This window comes from Variovorax sp. GW821-FHT10D07, from assembly GCF_059415325.1.
In genome coordinates this window covers 155785-174084 of the sequence record NZ_JBWKMZ010000006.1, presented here as the reverse complement: position 1 = coordinate 174084, position 18300 = coordinate 155785, and the positions used below count along the sequence as shown (strand labels likewise).

The following is an 18300-nucleotide window of genomic DNA, read 5'->3' as shown; positions in this document are numbered from 1 at the left end:
AGGATTTTTCGCCATGGACTACGTCACCCTCGAAACCAGCGACGGCATCGCGCACGTGCGGCTGCAGCGGCCCGAGCGCCTCAACGCCATCAGCGCCGTGGTGCTCGACGACCTGCACGAGGCGCTGCGCGAGGCGCAGTCCTCGGCCGAGGTGCGCGCGATCGTGTTCTCGGGCGCGGGCCGGGCCTTCTGCGCCGGCGACGACCTCAAGGAGTTCGGCGAGCAGACGCGCACGCCGGCCTCGATCCGTCATCACATCGAGCGCATCCAGACCATCACGCGCGACCTGATGTTCGGCGGCACGCCGGTGATCGGCGCGATCCACGGCTTCGCGGTCGGCGGCGGCTTCGAATGGCTGCTGAACTGCGACCTGGTGGTGGCCTCCGAGGACCTGGTGTGCTTCTTTCCGGAGATGGACTGGGGCCAGTTCGTGACGGGCGGCGTGACCTGGCTGCTGCCGCAGGCCGTGGGCCACCAGCGCGCGATGGAGCTCTGGCTGCTGGGCGAGCGTCAGTCGGCCGCCGACCTGCTGCGCCTCGGGCTCGCGAACTGGGTGGTGCCGCCGGAGCGCGTGCTGGCGCGCGCCTTCGAGGTGGCGGCGGTGGTGGCCTCGAAGTCGCAGGGCTCGGTGTCGCGGCTCAAGCGCGTGGTGACGATGCAGGCGCAGTCGAACCTCGCGGTGGCGCTCGAGCTCGAGCAGGAGGCTACCGTGGCCGCCTTCGCCACGCCCGACGCCGCCGAGCGCGTGCTGAAGTTCGGCCGTCGCGCCTGAGCAGGGAGACCGCGATGAACGTCCGCGCCATCACCTTCGACTACTTCGGAACCCTGGTCGACGTCGACCGCGGCGGCATGGCCGGCATCGAGGCCGTGCTGGCCGAGGCCGGCCTGCGCACCGAGCGGCCGCTGTTCGAGCTCTACCTCGACTGGGACATCCGCAACGTGCAGCGCTACCGCGGCGGGCGTTGGCGCCCCTATCGCCAGGTGGCGCGCGAGGCGCTGCGCGAGACGCTCGAGGCCATCGAGCCCGGCGTCACGGCGCGGCTCGACATCGACCTGCTCAACGAGCTGTACCTCGGCCACCTGGTCGAGTCGGCACCGCCCCATCCCGAGGTCGAGGCCATCCTGCAACGGCTGGCCGAGCGCTTTCCGCTGATGCCCATCACCAACATGGACAGCGACCTGTGGCAGCGCAGCCAGCTCGTGCGCTTCTTCGACCAGGTCACCACGGCCGAGATGGCGCGGGCCTACAAGCCCTCGGAATCGATCTTCAGGCTCGCGCTCGACCGCCTCGCGGTGCCGGCGGAGTCGGTGCTGCATTGCTCGCTCGCGAGCTGGGCCGACATCGACGGCGCCAAGCCGCTGGGCATGCAGGTGGCCTGGATCAACCGCGGCGCCGAGCGGCTGAGCGTCTGGCAGCCGCGGCCCGACCACGAGTTCCCCACCCTCGAGGGCGTGCTCGCCCTCCTGGACTAGTCCGATCTTTCCCATCCACTTCGAGGTACAGAACCATGCGCCGTCTCCTGCTTCTTGCTGCTTCCCTGGGCCTGTGGGCCTCCCTCCTGCCCGCCAGCGCGCAGGACCTGGTCGTCAAGATCGGCCATGCCGGCCCGCTCAGCGGTCCGCAGGCCAACGCGGGCCGCGACAACGAGCGCGGCGTGAAGCTCGCCATCGCCGATCTCAACGCGCAGGACTTCCGCATCGGCGGCAGGCGCGCGCGCTTCGAGCTGGTCTCGGAGGACGACCAGGGCGACCCGCGCACCGGCACCCAGGTGGCGCAGAAGATGGTCGACACCGGCGTGCGCGCGGTCATCGGGCACTACAACTCGGGCGTCTCGATTCCCGCCTCGCGCATCTACAGCCAGGAGGACATCCCGATGATCACGGGCGCGTCCTCGAACCCGCAGCTCACGCGCCAGGGCTTCGCGAGCATCTTCCGGCTCGCGGCCAACGACAACGTGATGGGCGCGGCCATGGCCGAGTTCGCCGCCGCGCGCGGCCTGCGGAAGGTGGCGGTGATCGACGACCGCACCGCCTACGGCACCGGCGTGGCCGACATCTTCGTGCAGACCGCCAAGGGGCTGGGCCTCGAGGTGGTGGGGCGCGAGTTCACCAACGACAAGGCCACCGACTTCACCGCCATCCTGACCAAGTTCAAGGGGCTCGCGCCCGAGGCGGTGTTCCTCGGCGGCTACTACGCGCAGGGCGCGGGCGTCGCGCGCCAGATGCGCCAGCTCGACATCAACGCGCTGCTGCTCGGCGGCGACGGCATCTGCACGGCCGAGGTGGTGCCGCTGGGCGGCAAGCTGCTCGAAGGCCGCTACTTCTGCGCGCAGAGCGGGCGCCCGCTCGACAGCCTGCCGGGCGGCCCGGCCTTCCGCGAGCGCTTCACCAAGACCTTCGACGCGCCGATCGACGCCTATGCGCCGGCCTTCTACGTGGCGACGCTGGTGGTCGCGCGCGCGATGCAGCAGGCCGGCAGCGACGAGCCGAAGAAGGTCACGGCCGCGCTGAAGACGCTGAGGATGGATTCGATGCTCGGCCCGGTGCAGTTCGATGCCACCGGCGAGTGGCTCAAGGCGCCGGTCACGGCCTACCAGATCGCCGGCGGCAAGCTGGTGCCGGTCGAGCGCAAGCCGTGAGCGCGCGCGCCCCGGCGGATGGCGCCAGCGTTCCGCCGCCCGCGCTTCCTTGGCAGAATCGGCGCGACCGGTCGGCCGCGGCGTCCTCGCCGCGCGCGCCGGGCTGACGAGGACAAGGAACGCGATGACGCCGATGCTCGACGAGGTCTGGGACGTGCTGGTCGAGCGGGCGGTCGCCCAGGGCCACGGCGCGCTGCTGTTCGGCGCGGGGCGCGTGCTGCGGCGCGCCTGGACCGCGCCCGGCATCGAGGCTTCGGCCCTGATGGCCGCGCTGCCGGCCGAGGGCGCGGCGCTGGCGCCGTACCTGCCGGTGGTGCAGCCCCAGGGCTTTGATCGCCTGCACCTGCGCGCCGCCGATTCGAAGACCGGCGAGGCGCTGTTCGTGGCGCTGCTCGCGCGGCCGGACAGCGCGGACCTCGGCGACGAACTGCGCCTGCTGGCCCACCTGTGGGCCGCGGCGCATTCGGCCGAGCTGGTGGCCGAGCAGCAGGGCGCGCTGCTGCAGGAGCAGTCCGCGATCGTCGAGCACATCACCGACGGCCTGCTGGTGGTCGACCGCGACCTGATGGTCAAGCACATGAATGCCGCGGCCGGCCGCATCCTGAGCCTGCATCCGCGCGAGAGCATCGGCAAGCCCTTCGGCTCGCTGCTCGATTTCGCGCCGATCATCCAGCCGCTGCTGGAAACCGGCGAGGGCTACATCGACCGCGAGCTGATCATCGACTCGCCGCAGCGGCACCTGCACCTGGTCGATACCGCGGTGCCGATCAAGAACGCGGCGGGCCAGGTGGTGTCGATCGTGAATTCCTTTCGCGAGATCCAGCGCGCGCGCCGCATGGCCGACCGCATCGCGGGCAACCATGCGCGCTACAGCTTCGACGACGTGGTGGGCACGGCACCGCCGCTGGTGGCCGCCGTCGAGGCCGCGCGCAAGGCCGCGCGCGGTTTCGCCAACGTGCTGCTGATCGGCCAGAGCGGCGTCGGCAAGGAGGTCTTCGCCCAGGCCATCCACAACGCCAGCGCGCGCGCCGCGGGGCCCTTCATCGCGATCAACTGCGCCGCGCTGCCGCGCGACCTGATCGAGAGCGAGCTGTTCGGCTATGCGCCCGGCAGCTTCACCGGCGCCACGCGCGAGGGCCGGCCCGGCAAGTTCGAGGCGGCCAGCAGCGGCACCATCTTCCTCGACGAGATCTCCGAGCTGCCGATCGACGTGCAGGCCAAGCTGCTGCGCGTGCTGCAGGAGCGCGAGGTGGTGCGCGTGGGCGACACGCGCAGCATCCCGATCGACGTGCGCGTGATCTCGGCCAGCAACCGCGACCTGCAGGCCATGATCGAGCGGCGCGAGTTCCGCGAGGACCTCTACTACCGCTGCCACGTGATCGGCATCGAGCTGCCGTCGCTGCGCGAGCGGCCCGAGGACGTGCCCGTGCTGGTGCACCACTTCCTGCGCAAGTACGCGCAGCTGCTGCGCAAGAACGTATTCCGTGTTTCTCCGGCCCTGATGCAGCGGCTGGTCGCGCATCCGTGGCCCGGCAACGTGCGCGAGCTCGAGAACACCGTCGAGCGGCTGGTGAACATGACCGATGCCGAGACCGCCTGCGTCGACGACCTGCCCGCATGGTTCTCCGGCGGCCCGAAGCCCGATGCCGCGCCGCCGCCGCCGGTGCGCCCGGCCTCCGAGGTGCGCACGCTCGAGGAGGTCGAGAAGGAGGCGATCGCGAATGCGCTGCGTGCCTGCGGCTTCAACGTGACCGAGACCGCGCGCCGGCTCGGCATCGCCAAGCCCACGCTCTACGCGAAGATCCGCGGCTATGGGCTGCGGCTGAAGCGCGGCGGGCGCGGCGCCTTCGATGCCGAGGAGGCGCGGCCGGCCGGGCACTGACCCCGATGGCATGGGCGCGAAGGCGTCCGGCACCGGGCGGCTGCCGGCGCGTTGAATGCCCAACAAGGCGCACTTTGCGAATGGCAAATTGCGCATTCCGCCGGATCGGGCAATGCTGCGGCCATGACTACCGAGACCTCCGTCGACCTACGGGCCTGGATCGGCCGCACCGAGCGCAGGGGCGACGACGTGGGCGCCGCGTCCCTGTCGGCGCTGGCCGCCACGTTCGACCGGGATGACCTCGCCTTCAACCTGGGCAGCGACGTGCCCCCGTTGTGGCACTGGCTGCACTTCATCCCGCTGGCGCGCCAGGACCAGATCGGCGTCGACGGCCACCCGCTGCGCGGCGGCTTCCTGCCGCCGATCGCGCTGCCGCGCCGCATGTGGGCCGGCGGCGAGCTGCAGTTCCACCATCCGCTGCAGGTGGGCGACGAGATCACGCGCCAGTCGCGGATCCTCGACGTGGATGCCAAGCAGGGCAAGAGCGGGCCGCTGGTCTTCGTCAAGGTCCGCCACGAGATCTCGAATGCCAGGGGCCTCGCCATCACCGAGGAGCAGGACATCGTCTACCGCGACATGCCGGCCGCGGGCGCGCCTGCCCCGGCGGGAAAAAAGGCGGCGACGGACGAGGACTACCGCGAGACCGTCGTGCCCGATCCGGTGCTGCTGTTCCGCTATTCCGCGCTGACCTTCAACGGCCACCGCATCCACTACGACCGGCCCTACGCCACCGAGGTGGAGGGCTACCCGGGCCTGGTGGTCCATGGCCCGATGGTGGCCACGCTGCTGCTGGGGCTCGCGAGCCGCCGGCTGCCGCAGCGCCGCGTGCGCGGCTTCGCCTTCCGGGCCGTGCATCCCCTGTTCGACACCGCCGCCTTCGAGCTGTGCGGCAAGGCCCAGGCCGACGGTTCCCAGACGCTGTGGGCACGCAACCATGACGGTGTGCTGGCGATGGAAGCCCGCGCCAGTTTTTTCTAACCCCCAAGCAGCGATCCAATGACGAAGAACGCCGTCGACAAGTACCAGGACATCCGCGATGCCGTGCGCGCACTCTGCGCCGAGTTTCCCGACGAATATCACCGCAGGATCGACGAACAGCGCGCCTACCCCGAGGCCTTCGTCGATGCGCTGACCAAGGCCGGCTGGCTCGCGGCGCTGATCCCCGCCGAGTACGGCGGCTCGGGCCTGGGCCTGACCGAGGCCTCGGTGATCATGGAGGAGATCAACCGCTCGGGCGGCAACTCCGGCGCCTGCCACGGCCAGATGTACAACATGGGCACGCTGCTGCGCCACGGCTCCGAGCAGCAGAAGCAGCTCTACCTGCCCAAGATCGCCTCCGGCGAATGGCGCCTGCAGTCCATGGGCGTGACCGAGCCCACGACCGGCACCGACACCACCAAGATCAAGACCACGGCCGTGAAGAAGGGCGACCGCTACGTCGTCAACGGCCAGAAGGTCTGGATCTCGCGCGTGCAGCACTCCGACTGGATGATCCTGCTGGCCCGCACCACGCCGCTGGCCGAGGTCAAGAAGAAGTCCGAGGGCATGTCGATCTTCCTGGTCGACCTGCGCGCCGCCGAGAAGAGCGGGATGACGGTGCGGCCGATCCCGAACATGGTGAACCACGAGACCAACGAGCTGTTCTTCGAGAACCTCGAGATCCCGGCCGAGAACCTGATCGGCGAGGAAGGCCAGGGCTTCAAGTACATCCTCGACGGGCTCAATGCCGAGCGCACGCTGATCGCGGCCGAGTGCATCGGCGACGGCTACTGGTTCATCGACCGCGTGACGAAGTACGTCAACGAGCGCGTGGTGTTCGGCCGCCCGATCGGCCAGAACCAGGGCGTGCAGTTCCCGATCGCCGACGCCTACATCGAGGTCGAGGCCGCCAACCTCATGCGCTTCAAGGCCTGCGAGCTGTTCGATGCGCACCAGCCCTGCGGCGCGCAGGCCAACATGGCGAAGTACCTGGCGGCCAAGGCGAGCTGGGAAGCGGCCAACACCTGCCTGCAGTTCCATGGCGGCTTCGGCTTCGCGAACGAATACGACATCGAGCGCAAGTTCCGCGAGACGCGCCTCTACCAGGTCGCGCCGATCTCCACCAACCTGATCTACGCGTACGTGGCGGAGCACCTGCTCGGCCTGCCGCGTTCCTTCTGAGCGCCATGACGCGAACCCAAGGCAGGCGCCCGCTCGAAGGCATCACCGTCGTCACGCTCGAGCACGCGGTGGCGGCGCCGTTCGCCACGCGCCAGCTCGCGGACATGGGCGCGCGGGTCATCAAGATCGAGCGCCCGGGCGTAGGCGACTTCGCGCGCGCCTACGACCGGCGGGTCCGGGGCGAGGCCTCCTATTTCGTCTGGATCAACCGGTCCAAGGAAAGCATCACCCTCGACGTCAAGCAGCCCGAGGCGCGGCAGGTGCTGGCCAAACTGCTGGGCCAGGCCGACGTGCTGATGCAGAACCTCGCGCCCGGCGCGGCGGCGCGGCTCGGCCTGTCCGAGGAAGCGCTGCGCCCCGCGCACAAGCGCCTGATCGTCTGCGACATCTCGGGCTACGGCAGCGCGGGACCGTTCCGCGACAAGAAGGCCTACGACCTGCTGATCCAGGCCGAGGCCGGCCTGCTGTCGGTGACCGGGTCGCCCGAGGAGATGGCGCGTGCCGGCATCTCGGTGGCCGACATCGCCGCCGGCATGTATGCCTACAGCGCGGTGCTGGCGGCACTGATCCAGCGCGGCATCACCGGCGAGGGCAGCCACATCGACGTGTCGATGCTCGAGTGCCTCGCCGAATGGATGGGCAACCCGCTCTACTACGGCTTCGAGGGCCAGGCGCAGGCCGCGCGCGCGGGCGCCAGCCATCCGAGCATCTATCCCTACGGCCCGTTCACGGCGGGCGACGGCAAGACCGTGCTGTTCGGCCTGCAGAACGAGCGGGAATGGAAGGCCTTCTGCGAACAGGTGCTCGCGCACCCGGAACTGGCCACCGACGAGCGCTTCGATGCCAATGCCAAGCGCAGCGCCCACCGGGTGGAACTCAAGCAGCGCATCGAGTCGCTGCTGCAGCCGCTGACGGCGGCCCAGTGCATCGAGCGGCTCGATGCCGCCCACATCGGCAACGCCAGCGTCAACGACATCGCCGACGTGTGGGCCCATCCCCAGCTGCGCGCGCGGGAGCGCTGGTGCGAGGTGGGCTCGCCCGTCGGGCCGATCCCGGCGCTGAAGCCGCCGGCCGACAACGATCGCTTCGCGCCGCGCATGGACCCGGTTCCCGCGCTCGGCGAGCACACCGATGCCATCCTGCAAGCGCTGGGCTATGGTCCCGAAGACATCGCGCGCCTGCGTGCCAGCCAGATCCTCTGAAAGAACATCCGACATGACGACCTCGAACACCCCCGAGTCCATCCTGGCGAGCTTTGCCGCCGACCTGAAGGCCGAAGACATTCCACCGGCCGTGCTGCGCCGCGCCGAGGACCTGCTCCTCGACTGGATCGGCTCGGCACTGGCCGGCAAGGGCGCGCGCCCGGTCGAGACCATCACCCGCTTCGCATCCGCCATGGGCGCGGGCGATGGCCGCAGCGAGATCCTGATCCACCGCACGCGCTCCAGCCCCCTGATGGCCGCGATGGCGAACGCGGCCGCCTCGCACTTCGCCGAGCAGGACGACGTGCACAACGGCTCGGTGTTCCATCCGGCGGCCGTGGTGTTCCCGGTGGCGCTGGCGATCTCCCAGGCGCATGGCCTCAGCGGCGCGCAGCTGCTGACCGCGGCGGTCGCCGGCTACGAGGTCGGCATCCGCGTCGGCGAGTTCCTGGGCCGCTCGCACTACAAGATCTTCCACACCACCGGCACCGCCGGTGCCGTGGCCGCCGCGGTGACGGCCGGCCACCTGCTGGCGCTGACGCCCGAGCAGATGCTGCATGCGATCGGCTCCGCGGGCACCCAGGCCTCGGGCCTGTGGGAGTTCCTGCGCGACGCCGCCGATTCGAAGCAGCTGCACACGGCGCACGCGGCCGGCGCCGGCCTCACGGCCGCCTACCTCGCCAAGGACGACTTCACGGGCGCGCGGCGCATCCTGACCGGCGCGCAGGGCATGGCCGCGGGCATGTCGAGCGATGCCGATCCGGCCCGGCTCACGGACGGCCTCGGCACGCGCTGGGCGCTGCCCGAGACCTCGTTCAAGTTCCACGCCTCGTGCCGCCACACGCATCCCGCGGCCGATGCGCTGCAGCAGCTCCTGCAGCGCCACCAGCTCGCGGCCGGCGACGTGAAGGCGGTGACGGCGCAGGTGCACCAGGCCGCCATCGACGTCCTCGGCCCGGTCACGGATCCGCAGACCGTGCACCAGTCGAAGTTCTCGATGGGCACCGTGCTCGGCCTGGTGGCCGTGCATGGCCGCGCGGGCCTGGCGGAGTTCGACGGGCACTTCAAGGACGCCGCGGTCTCGGCCTTCCACGACAAGGTCAGCATGGTCCTCGACCCCGAGGTGGACCGGGCCTACCCGGCGCGATGGATCGGCAAGGTGCATGTTGATACCATCGACGGCCGTCGTCTCGAGGGCCGCGTCGACGAGCCCAAGGGCGATCCCGGCAACACCCTCGAGCGCCATGAACTGGAAGAGAAGGCGACGCGCCTGGCGCTCTACCGCCACGGCGCCACGGCCGCCGAGATGCAGAGCGTCATCGGCTGGGTCTGGTCGCTGATGTCGGTGCCGCGCGTCGGTCCCCTGCTGGAGCCTGTCGTTCCTCGTTGACGCAGGGAAGGGCGGCGGCGGGCGAGGGGAAAAGTCGGAAAGCAAGATGATCCATTTCGATCTGGTAGACCTGCGGCTGTTCCTGGCCATCGCCGAGGCCAACAGCCTCACGCGAGGCGCCGAGGCCACGTTCATGTCGGTCTCGGCGGCGAGCATCCGCGTCAAGAACCTGGAGGAGAGCGTGGGCACCAAGCTGCTGTACCGCAGCAGCCAGGGCGTGACCCTCTCGCCGCCGGGCCAGGCGCTGGCCTATCACGCGCGCCTGGTGGTCGGCCAGCTCGAGCACCTGCGCAATGACCTGCAGGAGTACGCGAGCGGGATCAAGGGCCATCTGCGCGTGTTCGCGAGCACGACCGCCATCACCGATTTCCTGCCGGCCGTGATGAGCCGCTACCTCATCACCCATCCCGACGTGAACGTCGACCTGCGCGAGCGCGGCAGCGGCGACATCGTGCGCGCGGTGTCCGACGGCCACACCGACATCGGCATCGTCTCGGGGCGCGTGCGCACCGAGGGGCTCGAGGTCGTGCCCTATCGCGAGGACCGGCTGGTGCTGGTGGTGCCCGACGGCCATGCGCTCGCGGCCCGCTCGCCGGTGCCGTTCGCCGAGACCCTCGAATACGAGCACGTGGTGCTCAACGAGGGCACGGCCATCCATTCGTTCCTGAACCAGATCGCCCGCGACATGAACCGCGTGCTCAGGCCGCGCATCCAGGTCGGCAACTTCGAGGCCTGCTGCAAGATGACCGAATCGAACGTCGGCATCAGCATCATGCCGGGCACCTCGGCCGAGCGTTACCGGCAGTACATGGCGGTCCGGGTCATCCAGCTCGAGGATGACTGGGCCTTGCGCAACCTGCAGATCTGCTTTCGCAGCCTCGAGGCGCTGCCGGGCTTCGCGCGCGACCTGGTCGAACTGCTGAAGGCCGATGCGCTGTCGGCCACGCGGTCTTCGGGCGGCGAGGCCGATTGATTTTCAGACCCCGGGCTCGAGCAGGGCACGAGCACCGGGTCGGTCTTGTTCATGACTGCGCCGCTGCCGCGCCGGCCAGCCGCAACGCACGCTCGCCCGCTTCCTGCACGATCGCCTGGGCACGCATCATGACGGGGCGGTCCACCATCCTGCCGTCCACCGCGACGGCGGCGCCCGCCGAACGCGCGGCCGCCTCGAGCACGCGGCGCGCCCAGGCGAGTTCCTCGGCGCTGGCGCAGAAGGCCGCGTTCACCGCGCCCACCTGCTTGGGGTGGATGCACAGCTTGGCGCCGAAGCCGAGCCGCCGCGAACGCAGAGTGTCGGCCGCGAGCGCGGCCTGGTCGTCGATCGAGGTGCTGACGCCATCGATGGGCGCGGCCAGCCGGGCCAGGCGCGAGGCCATCACCAACTGCGCGCGGTAGGGCAGCAGTTCGAGCTCGTCGCCCGAGATGCCCAGGTCGAGCTGGAAGTCGATCGAGCCGAACACCAGCCGCTGCACGCCCTGCGCCCGCGCGATGGTGTGGACGTTGTGCAGCCCGGCCGCGGTCTCGATCATCGGAAACACCGCCGTGCCCGCGCCGATGCACGACACGCTGAACACCTCGTCGATGCGCTCCGTCTTCGGCAGCATGATGCCCGCGACACCGGGCAGCCGGGCCAGCGCGAGGTCGTCCTTGAACCAGGGCGTGTCGGCCGCGTTGATGCGCACGATCACGCGATGGTGGGCCGCCAGCCAGGCGGCCACGGAATGGCGCGCCTCGGTCTTGTTCTCGGGAGGCACCGCGTCCTCGAGGTCGATGACGACGGCATCGGCGCCGCAGGCCAGCGCCTTGTCGAAGCGGTCGGGTCGGTTCGCGGGCACGAAGAGGAAGGAGCGTTGGGGCAGTGTCATGGTTTCGCCAGTGAGTTCGCCCTGAAGAATGCCCACCGCGCGCGGGCCGCGCAATTTGCGCTTCCACAAGCCGCCATTTCGCGTGGCCAAACACCGGCCGGATGCGCAGGCCCTGTTCGACATCGACCCCGCATCGCCCCTGCCTTGAGGGCTCGCGAAGTGCCCGTTTGCGAATCTCAAATAGCGCACGGCGCGCGGATCCGGGAAGCTCCGCGCGCCGGCATGCAACGCCGTGCGCAACACCACGGACCCATGAACGAACTGACCCACGCTTCCCGCCCGGCGCTCGACACCTTGCATCGACAGTGGGCCCGGGCCCATGAAGCGCTCTGCGCGCAGCCGCTGAAGCTCAGCATGGCGCGCGGCGTGCCGTCGGCGGAACAGGTCGCACTGTCCGAGGGGCTGCTGGCGCTGCCCGGCACGCAGGACTTCCTCGCCGAGGACGGCACGGACTGCCGCAACTACATGGGCCTGCAGGGCCTGCCCGAAGCGCGGCGGCTGTTCGCCTTCATGCTCGGCGTGCCGCCCGGGCAGGTGGTGGCCGGCGGCAACTCGAGCCTGTCGATGATGTACGACTGCGTCTCGCATGCTTGGCGCGCGGGCGTGCCCGGCGGCAACGCGCCATGGCATGCCGTGCCCTCGGGCGTCGCCTTCCTCTGCCCGGTGCCCGGCTACGACCGCCACTTCGCGATCTGCGAGGCCTTCGGCATCCGCCTGATTCCGGTGCCGCTGCACGACGACGGACCCGACATGGAGGGGGTGCGCGCCCACGTGCAAGACCCGTCGGTGCGCGGCATGTGGTGCGTGCCCAAGTACAGCAACCCGACCGGTGCCGTGTACTCGGACGCGGTCGTCGAGGCGCTAGCGTCCATGCCCACGGCCGCGCCGGACTTCCGCCTGTTCTGGGACAACGCCTACGGCCTGCACCACCTGGGCGCGGAGGAGGTGCAGATCGCGAACATCGCCGAGCGCTGCGCGGCGCACGGCCATGCGAACCGGCCGCTGGTCTTCGCCTCCACCTCGAAGATCACCTTCGCCGGTGCCGGCGTCGCGCTGTTCGGTGCCTCGCCCGAGAACCTGCGCTGGTGGCTCGGCCATGCGGCGGTGCGCAGCGTGGGCCCGGACAAGCTCAACCAGCTGCGCCATGTGCGCTTCCTGCGCGACCGCGTGGGCCTCGAGATGCTGATGCTGCGCCACCGCGCCCTGCTGGCGCCGCGCTTCGACCGCGTGCTCGAGGTGTTCGAGCGTGAACTAGGCCCGCTGGGCATCGCGCAATGGACGCGTCCGCGCGGCGGCTACTTCATCGCGCTCGACGTGCAGCCGGGCACGGCTCGCCGCGTGGTCGAGCTCGCGGGCCGCGCGGGCGTCACGCTCACGCCGGCCGGCGCGCCGTTCCCGGGCGGCATCGATCCGCAGGACCGGACGCTGCGCATCGCGCCGTCCTCGCCGTCGATCGAGCAGCTGGGCCGCGCCGCCGAAGTGGTGGCGCTGTGCGTGCGGCTGGCCGCCGCCGAGCAGCTGGTGGCGGCGCGCGCCGCCTGACCTCCCTTTTTCCCATCCCCCGCTGGAGCTCCCCGCATGAAGAAGAAACAAGCATCGATCCTGGCCATCGCCACGCTGGCCGCCTGCGGCGCGCTCGCGCAGGCCAACGACACCCTCGCCAAGGTCAGGGCCTCGGGCGCCATCACCGAGGGCGTGCGCGAGTCCTCGGGCCTGGCCTACACGCTGGGCAACGGCCAGTACACGGGCTTCCACTTCGACGTCTGCGCCAACATCATCAAGGACCTCGAGAAGTCGCTCGGCCGCAAGCTCGAGGTCAAGTACCAGCCCGTGACCTCGCAGAACCGCATCCCGCTGGTGCAGAACGGCACCGTCGACCTCGAGTGCGGCTCGACCACCAACAACGCCGCGCGGCAGAAGGACGTGGCCTTCGGCCTGACCACCTACATCGAGGAGACCAAGATCCTCGTGAAGGCGAGTTCGAGCATCCATGCGCTCGCGGACCTCAAGGGCAAGACGGTGGTCACCACCACCGGCACCACGCCGCTGCAGACCCTGCGCAAGCAGAAGCGTGCCGAGAACCTGAGCTTCTCCGAGGTCTACGGCAAGGACCATTCCGACAGCTTCCTGCTGCTCGAATCCGACCGTGCCGACGCCTTCGTGCTCGACGCCTCGGTGCTGGCCTCGCTGGCCGCCAAGTCGAAGTCGCCGAAGGACTTCAGGCTGCTGCCCGACGTGCTGGCCGTCGAGCCCATCGCGATCATGATCCGCAAGGACGACCCCGCGTTCAAGGCCGCGGTGGACGAGAGCATCAAGGCCCAGGCCAGGTCGGGCGAACTCGCCAGGCTCTACGACAAGTGGTTCCTGAAGCCGATCCCGCCCGTGGGTGTGACCATCAACCTGCCGCTGGGCGAGGCCACGAAGAACGCCTGGGCCAATCCGAGCGACAAGCCCGCTGAAGCCTACGTGGCCAAGGAATAGGCCCCGGACCCATCCATGCCCCATTCGTCGCGCGCCGCCTTGAGCACTCCTGAAGTGCCTGTTTGCGAATCGCAAATGGCGCCGCGCGTATCGATGTAGGAAGCTTCGTCCACCGATATGAAACGCTACTCACACTGGATCGACGGACAGGATGCCGCCCCCCTCGGCGGCAGCTGGTTCGAAACACACAACCCCTACACCGGCGAGGCCTGGGCCGAGATCGCCTCGGGCAGCGCGGCCGACGTCGACGCCGCCGTGCAAGCGGCGCACCGGGCCTTCACCGAGGGCCCCTGGGCCAGGCTCACGGCCACCGAGCGCGGTGCGCTGCTGCGCCGCGTTGGCGACCTGATCGCCCGCGATGCACGCCGGCTGGCCGAGATCGAGGTGCGCGACAACGGCAAGCTGCTGGCCGAGATGCTGGGGCAGCTCCACTACATCCCGCAGTGGTTCTACTACTTCGGCGGTCTGGCCGACAAGGTCGAGGGGCGCGTGATGCCGCTCGACAAGCCGGGCTACTTCAACTTCACGCGCCGCGAGCCGCTCGGCGTGGTGGCCGCCATCACGCCCTGGAACTCGCCGCTGCTGCTGGCCACGTGGAAGATCGCCCCCGCGCTCGCCGCCGGCTGCACGGTGGTGATCAAGCCCTCGGAGTTCACCTCGGCATCGAGCCTGGAATTCGCCCGGCTGTTCGAGGAGGCGGGCTTTCCGGCCGGCGTGGTCAACGTGGTCACGGGCTTCGGCCGCGAGGTGGGCGCCACGCTCGTCGAGCATCCGCGGGTCGCGAAGATCAGCTTCACCGGCGCCGACGCCACCGGCCGCGCCATCAACGAGGCGGCAGCGCGCCAGTTCAAGCACGTGAGCCTGGAGCTCGGCGGCAAGTCGCCCAACATCGTCTTCGCGGATGCAAACCTCGACGACGCCGTGAACGGCGCGGTCTCGGGCATCTTCGCCGCCACCGGCCAGACCTGCATCGCGGGCTCGCGCCTGCTGGTGCAGGACGCGGTGTACGACGAGGTGGTCGAGCGCCTGCTGGCGCTGGCGCGCACGGCGCGCATGGGCGACCCGATGTCGATGGAGACCCAGGTCGGCCCGGTGACCACGCGGCCCCAGTACGACAAGGTGCTGAGCTACATCCGAATCGCGAAGGACGAGGGCGCCCGGCTGCTGCTGGGTGGCGGTCCCGCCACCGGCGAGGCCTGCGGCAGCGGATGGTTCGTGCAGCCGACGATCTTCGGCGACGTCGACAACGGCATGCGCATCGCGCAGGAAGAGGTGTTCGGCCCCGTGCTCTCGATCATCCGTTTCCAGGACGAGGACGACGCGGTGCGCATCGCCAACGACGTGCGCTTCGGGCTCGGCTCGGGCGTGTGGACGCGCGACATGGGCCGCGCGTTCCGCATGTCCGAGCGGCTGCAGGCCGGCATGGTGTGGATCAACACCTACCGCGCCGTGAGCTTCATGTCGCCGTTCGGCGGCTACAAGGATTCGGGCCTGGGCCGCGAGAACGGCATGGACGCGATCAACGAATACCTGCAGACCAAAAGCGTCTGGATCAATACCGGCGCGGCGACGGCCAACCCTTTCGTCATGCGCTGAGCATCGATCGATCCCTTCCTTCCATCATTCACTACCCCACTCACTCCCATGTCCACCATCGATTGGCCTCAGCAAATCTTCGAAGGCTTCAAGAACCTCGGCGTCCGGCAGGTCGCCTACGTCCCCGACGCGGGCCACAGCCAGCTGATCCGCCTGTGCGAGGCGGACCCCGAGATCCACGCGGTTTCGCTCACCACGGAGGAAGAGGGCGTCGCGATGCTCGGCGGTGCCTGGCTCGGCGGCGACCGCGGCGTGCTGCTGCTGCAGTCCAGCGGCGTCGGCAACTGCATCAACATGCTGTCGCTGCAGCACGAGACGCGCATGCCGCTGTTCATGGTCGTGACGATGCGCGGCGAGTGGGGCGAGTTCAACCCCTGGCAGGTCGCGATGGGCAAGTCGACGCAGGCGGTGCTCGAGGATTCGGGCGTGTACGTGTACCGCGCCGATTCGCCCGAGGAGGTTCCGCCCACCGTGATCGCCGGCGCGAAGTTCGCCTACCAGACTGGGCGCAGCGTCGCGGTGCTGATCGGGCAGCGCGTCATCGGCACGAAGAATTTCAACAAGTGAGCACCGCCATGTCATCCACAGCCAAGAACCAAGCCGTCCTGAATCGCCGCGAAGTGGTGGCGCGCATCCTGCGCGACCGGGGCGAGGCGCTGGCCATCACGAGCCTGGGCAACCCGACCTTCGACGTGGCCGCCGCCGGCGACGGTCCGCAGAACTTCTACCTCTGGGGCGCGATGGGTGGCGCCGTGATGGTGGGCCTGGGCCTGGCCCGCGCGCAGCCGAAGAAGCGCGTCATCGTGTTCGTCGGCGACGGCGAGATGATGATGGGCCTGGGCTCGCTGGCGACCGCCGCGGTCGACCGCACCGAGAACCTCACGGTCGTCGTGATCGACAACGAGCACTACGCCGAGACCGGCATGCAGCCGGCCCACGCGGGCCGTGGCGTCAACATCACCGAGGTCGCCAAGGCCACGGGCTTCCCGCAGGCGCTGACGGTGCGCACGGCCGCGGAGCTCGAGGAGGCGGTCGACAAGATCCTCCACGGCCAGGGCCCGGTGCTCGCGACCATCAAGGTCACGACCGATCCCGCGCCCACGGCGCTGCCGCCGCGCGACGGCCCGTTCCTGCGCAGCCGCTTTCGCACCGCGCTGCTGGGCGCCGAAGCGCACGTCTGAGGCCCGGGGCCCCCGCGAACCCTTCGTGCACCGCGACGTCGCGGATGCGTGGAGGCCGCACAACGGCTGGCTCGAACGCCGGCGGCCGGGGCGCGGCCGCCGGCCACACAACAACCCACCGGAGACATCACATGGGCCACACCTACAGCGCATCGAACACGCGGGGCCGCGGCCTCGCCGTCGCGAGCCTCCTGGGCCTCGCGCTCGCCTTCACCTTGTGCCTGCCGGCGCGCGCCGACACCGACTACCCCGACAAGCCCGTGCGCCTGATCGTTCCCTTTCCGCCGGGCGGCGGCGGCGACAAGCTGGCGCGCGTGCTGGCGCCAACGCTCGGTGAGCTGCTCAAGACCAGCGTCATCATCGACAACCGCGCGGGCGCCAACGGCAACATCGCGCTGCAGGCGGTGGCCAAGTCCAGGGCCGACGGCTACACGCTCGGCCTCACGCTCACCGATCACATCGCGCTGAGTCCGTCGCTCTACGACAAGCTGCCCTTCGACCCGGTGAAGGACTTCCAGCCGATCGGGCTGATCGCCTCCACGCCCTATGTGTTCACGGTCGACGCGGCCAGCGGCGCGGCGAATCTCGCGGCCGCTATCGCGAAGGCGAAGAAGGATCCGGGCTCGGTGAGCATCGGCTATCCGACCGTGAGCCCGCTGCTGGCGACCGAGCTGCTGCAGAAGCAGTCGGGCGCGAAGTTCAACCTGATCCCCTATCGCGGCATCGCCCAGGGCATGCCGGACATGCTCGGCGGCCGGCTCGATGCCTGGGTCGGGACCAGCGTCACGATGCGCGGCTTCATCGACGGCGGCAAGGTACGCGGCATCGCGGTCACCTCGGCGCAGCGCTCGCCCGCGCTGCCGGGCGTGCCGACGATCGCGGAGAGCGGTTTCCCGGGCTTCGAGCTCGTGAGCTGGTACGGCATCGTGGCGCCGGCCGGAACGCCGGCGGCGATCGTCGCGACGCTCAACGCCAGGCTCAACGAGACGCTGCGCACGCCCGACGTGAAGGCCAGGCTCGAGGCCGATGGCGCGCTGATCCTCGGCGGCGCGCCCGAGCAGCTCGCGCGCGCCCTGCGCGCGGACATGGACCGGCTGGGCCCGCTGGTCAGGGCCGCGGGCATCAAGCCCGAGTGACGCGGCCGATGGGGCTCGCATGAACCCGGTCGAACTCGTGGCCCAGTCGAAGGTTGGGGGCGCAGCGAAGGACCCGGTCACCCGTGGCCTTCGCGTTGCCGCTCAGTGCATGGCGTCGGAGGAGATGAAGTGGCAACCGGGCTTCGCGGCGATGGCCGCGTCTAGCAGCGCCGCGGCAATGGCCGCTGCCGGATTGACACGCCATCGCGCCGGAAGCACCGGCCCCAGGCGCCGCGCCCAGGTCAGCGCCATGCCTTCCGCGCGCCTTTCCTCATGGCGCTCGCCGCCGATCAGGCTCGGGCGACAGATCGTCAGCGAGCGGAAGCCGATCGCGCGGATGTCCCGCTCCACTTCGCCCTTGGTGCGCGGATAGAAGAACAGCGAGTTGGCCGAGGCGCCCATGGCCGTCACGATCACGTAGGTGCCCACGCCGGCGGCATGCGCGGCCTGGCCGAAGGCAACCGGCAGTTCGTGGTCGACGTAGCGGAAGGCCTCCTTCGAACCGGCTTTCGCCTGCGTCGTGCCCAGTGCGCAGACCACGGCATCGGGCCGGTGCGCGATGCAGGCCGGCACCAGCTCCTCGAGCCGCGAGGCGACCGGGTTGACCAGCTTGACGTGGCCGGCCAGCGGCGTTCGCGTCGGCGCGATCACCTCGGAGAAGGCCTCGTTCGAGAGCGCGAGCTGCAGTGCCCGGCCGCCCACCAATCCCGTCGCACCCAACAGCAGCAGTTTCATGTCGATCGCCTCGCGTGGTTCACCGGAGGCCAT

17 protein-coding genes are annotated in these 18300 nt (G+C 70.1%); 15 read left to right on the top strand and 2 right to left on the bottom strand.

Annotation, left to right across the window (positions count from 1 at the left end):
* Positions 1–13 precede the first annotated feature (13 nt).
* The 9 genes from AC07PU_RS19630 (at position 14) to AC07PU_RS19590 (ending at position 10246) form a co-directional block, all read left to right on the top strand.
* Positions 14–772 carry an enoyl-CoA hydratase/isomerase family protein gene (locus AC07PU_RS19630; protein ID WP_495319686.1) on the top strand — a complete coding sequence of 253 codons (759 nt, stop codon included), beginning with the start codon at positions 14–16 and terminating at the stop codon, positions 770–772.
* A gap of 14 nt (positions 773–786) precedes the next feature.
* The gene (locus AC07PU_RS19625) at positions 787–1473 is read left to right on the top strand and encodes an HAD family hydrolase (RefSeq protein ID WP_203207648.1); all 687 of its coding nucleotides are present in this window, start codon (positions 787–789) and stop codon (positions 1471–1473) included.
* 35 nt (positions 1474–1508) lie between these two features.
* Positions 1509–2639, top strand: a complete 1131-nt coding sequence (locus AC07PU_RS19620; protein WP_495319684.1) for a branched-chain amino acid ABC transporter substrate-binding protein — start codon at positions 1509–1511, stop codon at positions 2637–2639.
* A 124-nt stretch (positions 2640–2763) separates the two neighbouring features.
* Positions 2764–4521, top strand: coding sequence for a sigma-54 interaction domain-containing protein (locus AC07PU_RS19615; RefSeq protein ID WP_495319682.1), 1758 nt, complete (start codon positions 2764–2766; stop codon positions 4519–4521).
* Positions 4522–4644: 123 nt separating this feature from the next.
* Positions 4645–5499: an HTD2 family dehydratase gene (locus AC07PU_RS19610; RefSeq protein WP_431513752.1), complete on the top strand. Its 855-nt coding sequence runs from the start codon at positions 4645–4647 to the stop codon at positions 5497–5499.
* 18 nt (positions 5500–5517) lie between these two features.
* Complete coding sequence (locus tag AC07PU_RS19605) at positions 5518–6681, top strand: acyl-CoA dehydrogenase family protein (RefSeq protein ID WP_208508530.1); 1164 nt, start codon at positions 5518–5520, stop codon at positions 6679–6681.
* A gap of 5 nt (positions 6682–6686) precedes the next feature.
* Positions 6687–7883, top strand: a complete 1197-nt coding sequence (locus AC07PU_RS19600; RefSeq protein WP_495319679.1) for a CaiB/BaiF CoA transferase family protein — start codon at positions 6687–6689, stop codon at positions 7881–7883.
* A 13-nt stretch (positions 7884–7896) separates the two neighbouring features.
* A complete protein-coding gene (locus AC07PU_RS19595; RefSeq protein WP_495319677.1) occupies positions 7897–9273 on the top strand; it encodes an MmgE/PrpD family protein in 1377 nt (458 codons plus the stop codon).
* A 46-nt stretch (positions 9274–9319) separates the two neighbouring features.
* Complete coding sequence (locus AC07PU_RS19590; RefSeq protein ID WP_495319675.1) at positions 9320–10246, top strand: LysR family transcriptional regulator; 927 nt, start codon at positions 9320–9322, stop codon at positions 10244–10246.
* Positions 10247–10295: 49 nt separating this feature from the next.
* Here the strand turns inward: AC07PU_RS19590 and AC07PU_RS19585 are convergent, their stop codons facing one another.
* The gene (locus AC07PU_RS19585) at positions 10296–11138 is read right to left on the bottom strand and encodes an HpcH/HpaI aldolase/citrate lyase family protein (protein WP_495319673.1); all 843 of its coding nucleotides are present in this window, start codon (positions 11136–11138) and stop codon (positions 10296–10298) included.
* 252 nt (positions 11139–11390) lie between these two features.
* On the opposite strand from AC07PU_RS19585, the gene AC07PU_RS19580 reads away from it, so the two are divergent.
* The 6 genes from AC07PU_RS19580 to AC07PU_RS19555 all read left to right on the top strand — a co-directional run bounded on the left by AC07PU_RS19580 (position 11391) and on the right by AC07PU_RS19555 (position 17532).
* Positions 11391–12680 carry an aspartate aminotransferase type Ic gene (locus AC07PU_RS19580; RefSeq protein ID WP_495319671.1) on the top strand — a complete coding sequence of 430 codons (1290 nt, stop codon included), beginning with the start codon at positions 11391–11393 and terminating at the stop codon, positions 12678–12680.
* 36 nt (positions 12681–12716) lie between these two features.
* Positions 12717–13619, top strand: coding sequence for an amino acid ABC transporter substrate-binding protein (locus AC07PU_RS19575; RefSeq protein ID WP_495319669.1), 903 nt, complete (start codon positions 12717–12719; stop codon positions 13617–13619).
* 117 nt (positions 13620–13736) lie between these two features.
* On the top strand, positions 13737–15215 hold the full coding sequence (locus AC07PU_RS19570; protein WP_495319667.1) for an aldehyde dehydrogenase: 1479 nt from the start codon (positions 13737–13739) through the stop codon (positions 15213–15215).
* A 48-nt stretch (positions 15216–15263) separates the two neighbouring features.
* Positions 15264–15782: a thiamine pyrophosphate-binding protein gene (locus AC07PU_RS19565; protein ID WP_495319665.1), complete on the top strand. Its 519-nt coding sequence runs from the start codon at positions 15264–15266 to the stop codon at positions 15780–15782.
* Between the two features lie 8 nt (positions 15783–15790).
* The gene (locus tag AC07PU_RS19560) at positions 15791–16396 is read left to right on the top strand and encodes a thiamine pyrophosphate-dependent enzyme (protein ID WP_431513757.1); all 606 of its coding nucleotides are present in this window, start codon (positions 15791–15793) and stop codon (positions 16394–16396) included.
* Positions 16397–16527: 131 nt separating this feature from the next.
* A complete protein-coding gene (locus tag AC07PU_RS19555; RefSeq protein ID WP_495319663.1) occupies positions 16528–17532 on the top strand; it encodes a Bug family tripartite tricarboxylate transporter substrate binding protein in 1005 nt (334 codons plus the stop codon).
* A 102-nt stretch (positions 17533–17634) separates the two neighbouring features.
* Here the strand turns inward: AC07PU_RS19555 and AC07PU_RS19550 are convergent, their stop codons facing one another.
* Positions 17635–18267 (bottom strand): NAD(P)H-binding protein, encoded by a 633-nt coding sequence (locus AC07PU_RS19550; protein WP_495319661.1) that lies wholly within the window; start codon positions 18265–18267, stop codon positions 17635–17637.
* Positions 18268–18300 lie beyond the last annotated feature (33 nt).

Coding starts and splice junctions, on each gene's coding strand:
- AC07PU_RS19600 (WP_495319679.1), top strand. CDS start 6,687: ATGACGCGAACCCAAGGCAGGCGCCCGCTCGAAGGCATCACCGTCGTC.
- AC07PU_RS19555 (WP_495319663.1), top strand. CDS start 16,528: ATGGGCCACACCTACAGCGCATCGAACACGCGGGGCCGCGGCCTCGCC.
- AC07PU_RS19565 (WP_495319665.1), top strand. CDS start 15,264: ATGTCCACCATCGATTGGCCTCAGCAAATCTTCGAAGGCTTCAAGAAC.
- AC07PU_RS19570 (WP_495319667.1), top strand. CDS start 13,737: ATGAAACGCTACTCACACTGGATCGACGGACAGGATGCCGCCCCCCTC.
- AC07PU_RS19595 (WP_495319677.1), top strand. CDS start 7,897: ATGACGACCTCGAACACCCCCGAGTCCATCCTGGCGAGCTTTGCCGCC.
- AC07PU_RS19575 (WP_495319669.1), top strand. CDS start 12,717: ATGAAGAAGAAACAAGCATCGATCCTGGCCATCGCCACGCTGGCCGCC.
- AC07PU_RS19590 (WP_495319675.1), top strand. CDS start 9,320: ATGATCCATTTCGATCTGGTAGACCTGCGGCTGTTCCTGGCCATCGCC.
- AC07PU_RS19580 (WP_495319671.1), top strand. CDS start 11,391: ATGAACGAACTGACCCACGCTTCCCGCCCGGCGCTCGACACCTTGCAT.
- AC07PU_RS19630 (WP_495319686.1), top strand. CDS start 14: ATGGACTACGTCACCCTCGAAACCAGCGACGGCATCGCGCACGTGCGG.
- AC07PU_RS19610 (WP_431513752.1), top strand. CDS start 4,645: ATGACTACCGAGACCTCCGTCGACCTACGGGCCTGGATCGGCCGCACC.
- AC07PU_RS19620 (WP_495319684.1), top strand. CDS start 1,509: ATGCGCCGTCTCCTGCTTCTTGCTGCTTCCCTGGGCCTGTGGGCCTCC.
- AC07PU_RS19605 (WP_208508530.1), top strand. CDS start 5,518: ATGACGAAGAACGCCGTCGACAAGTACCAGGACATCCGCGATGCCGTG.
- AC07PU_RS19625 (WP_203207648.1), top strand. CDS start 787: ATGAACGTCCGCGCCATCACCTTCGACTACTTCGGAACCCTGGTCGAC.
- AC07PU_RS19550 (WP_495319661.1), bottom strand. CDS start 18,267: ATGAAACTGCTGCTGTTGGGTGCGACGGGATTGGTGGGCGGCCGGGCA.
- AC07PU_RS19615 (WP_495319682.1), top strand. CDS start 2,764: ATGACGCCGATGCTCGACGAGGTCTGGGACGTGCTGGTCGAGCGGGCG.
- AC07PU_RS19585 (WP_495319673.1), bottom strand. CDS start 11,138: ATGACACTGCCCCAACGCTCCTTCCTCTTCGTGCCCGCGAACCGACCC.
- AC07PU_RS19560 (WP_431513757.1), top strand. CDS start 15,791: ATGTCATCCACAGCCAAGAACCAAGCCGTCCTGAATCGCCGCGAAGTG.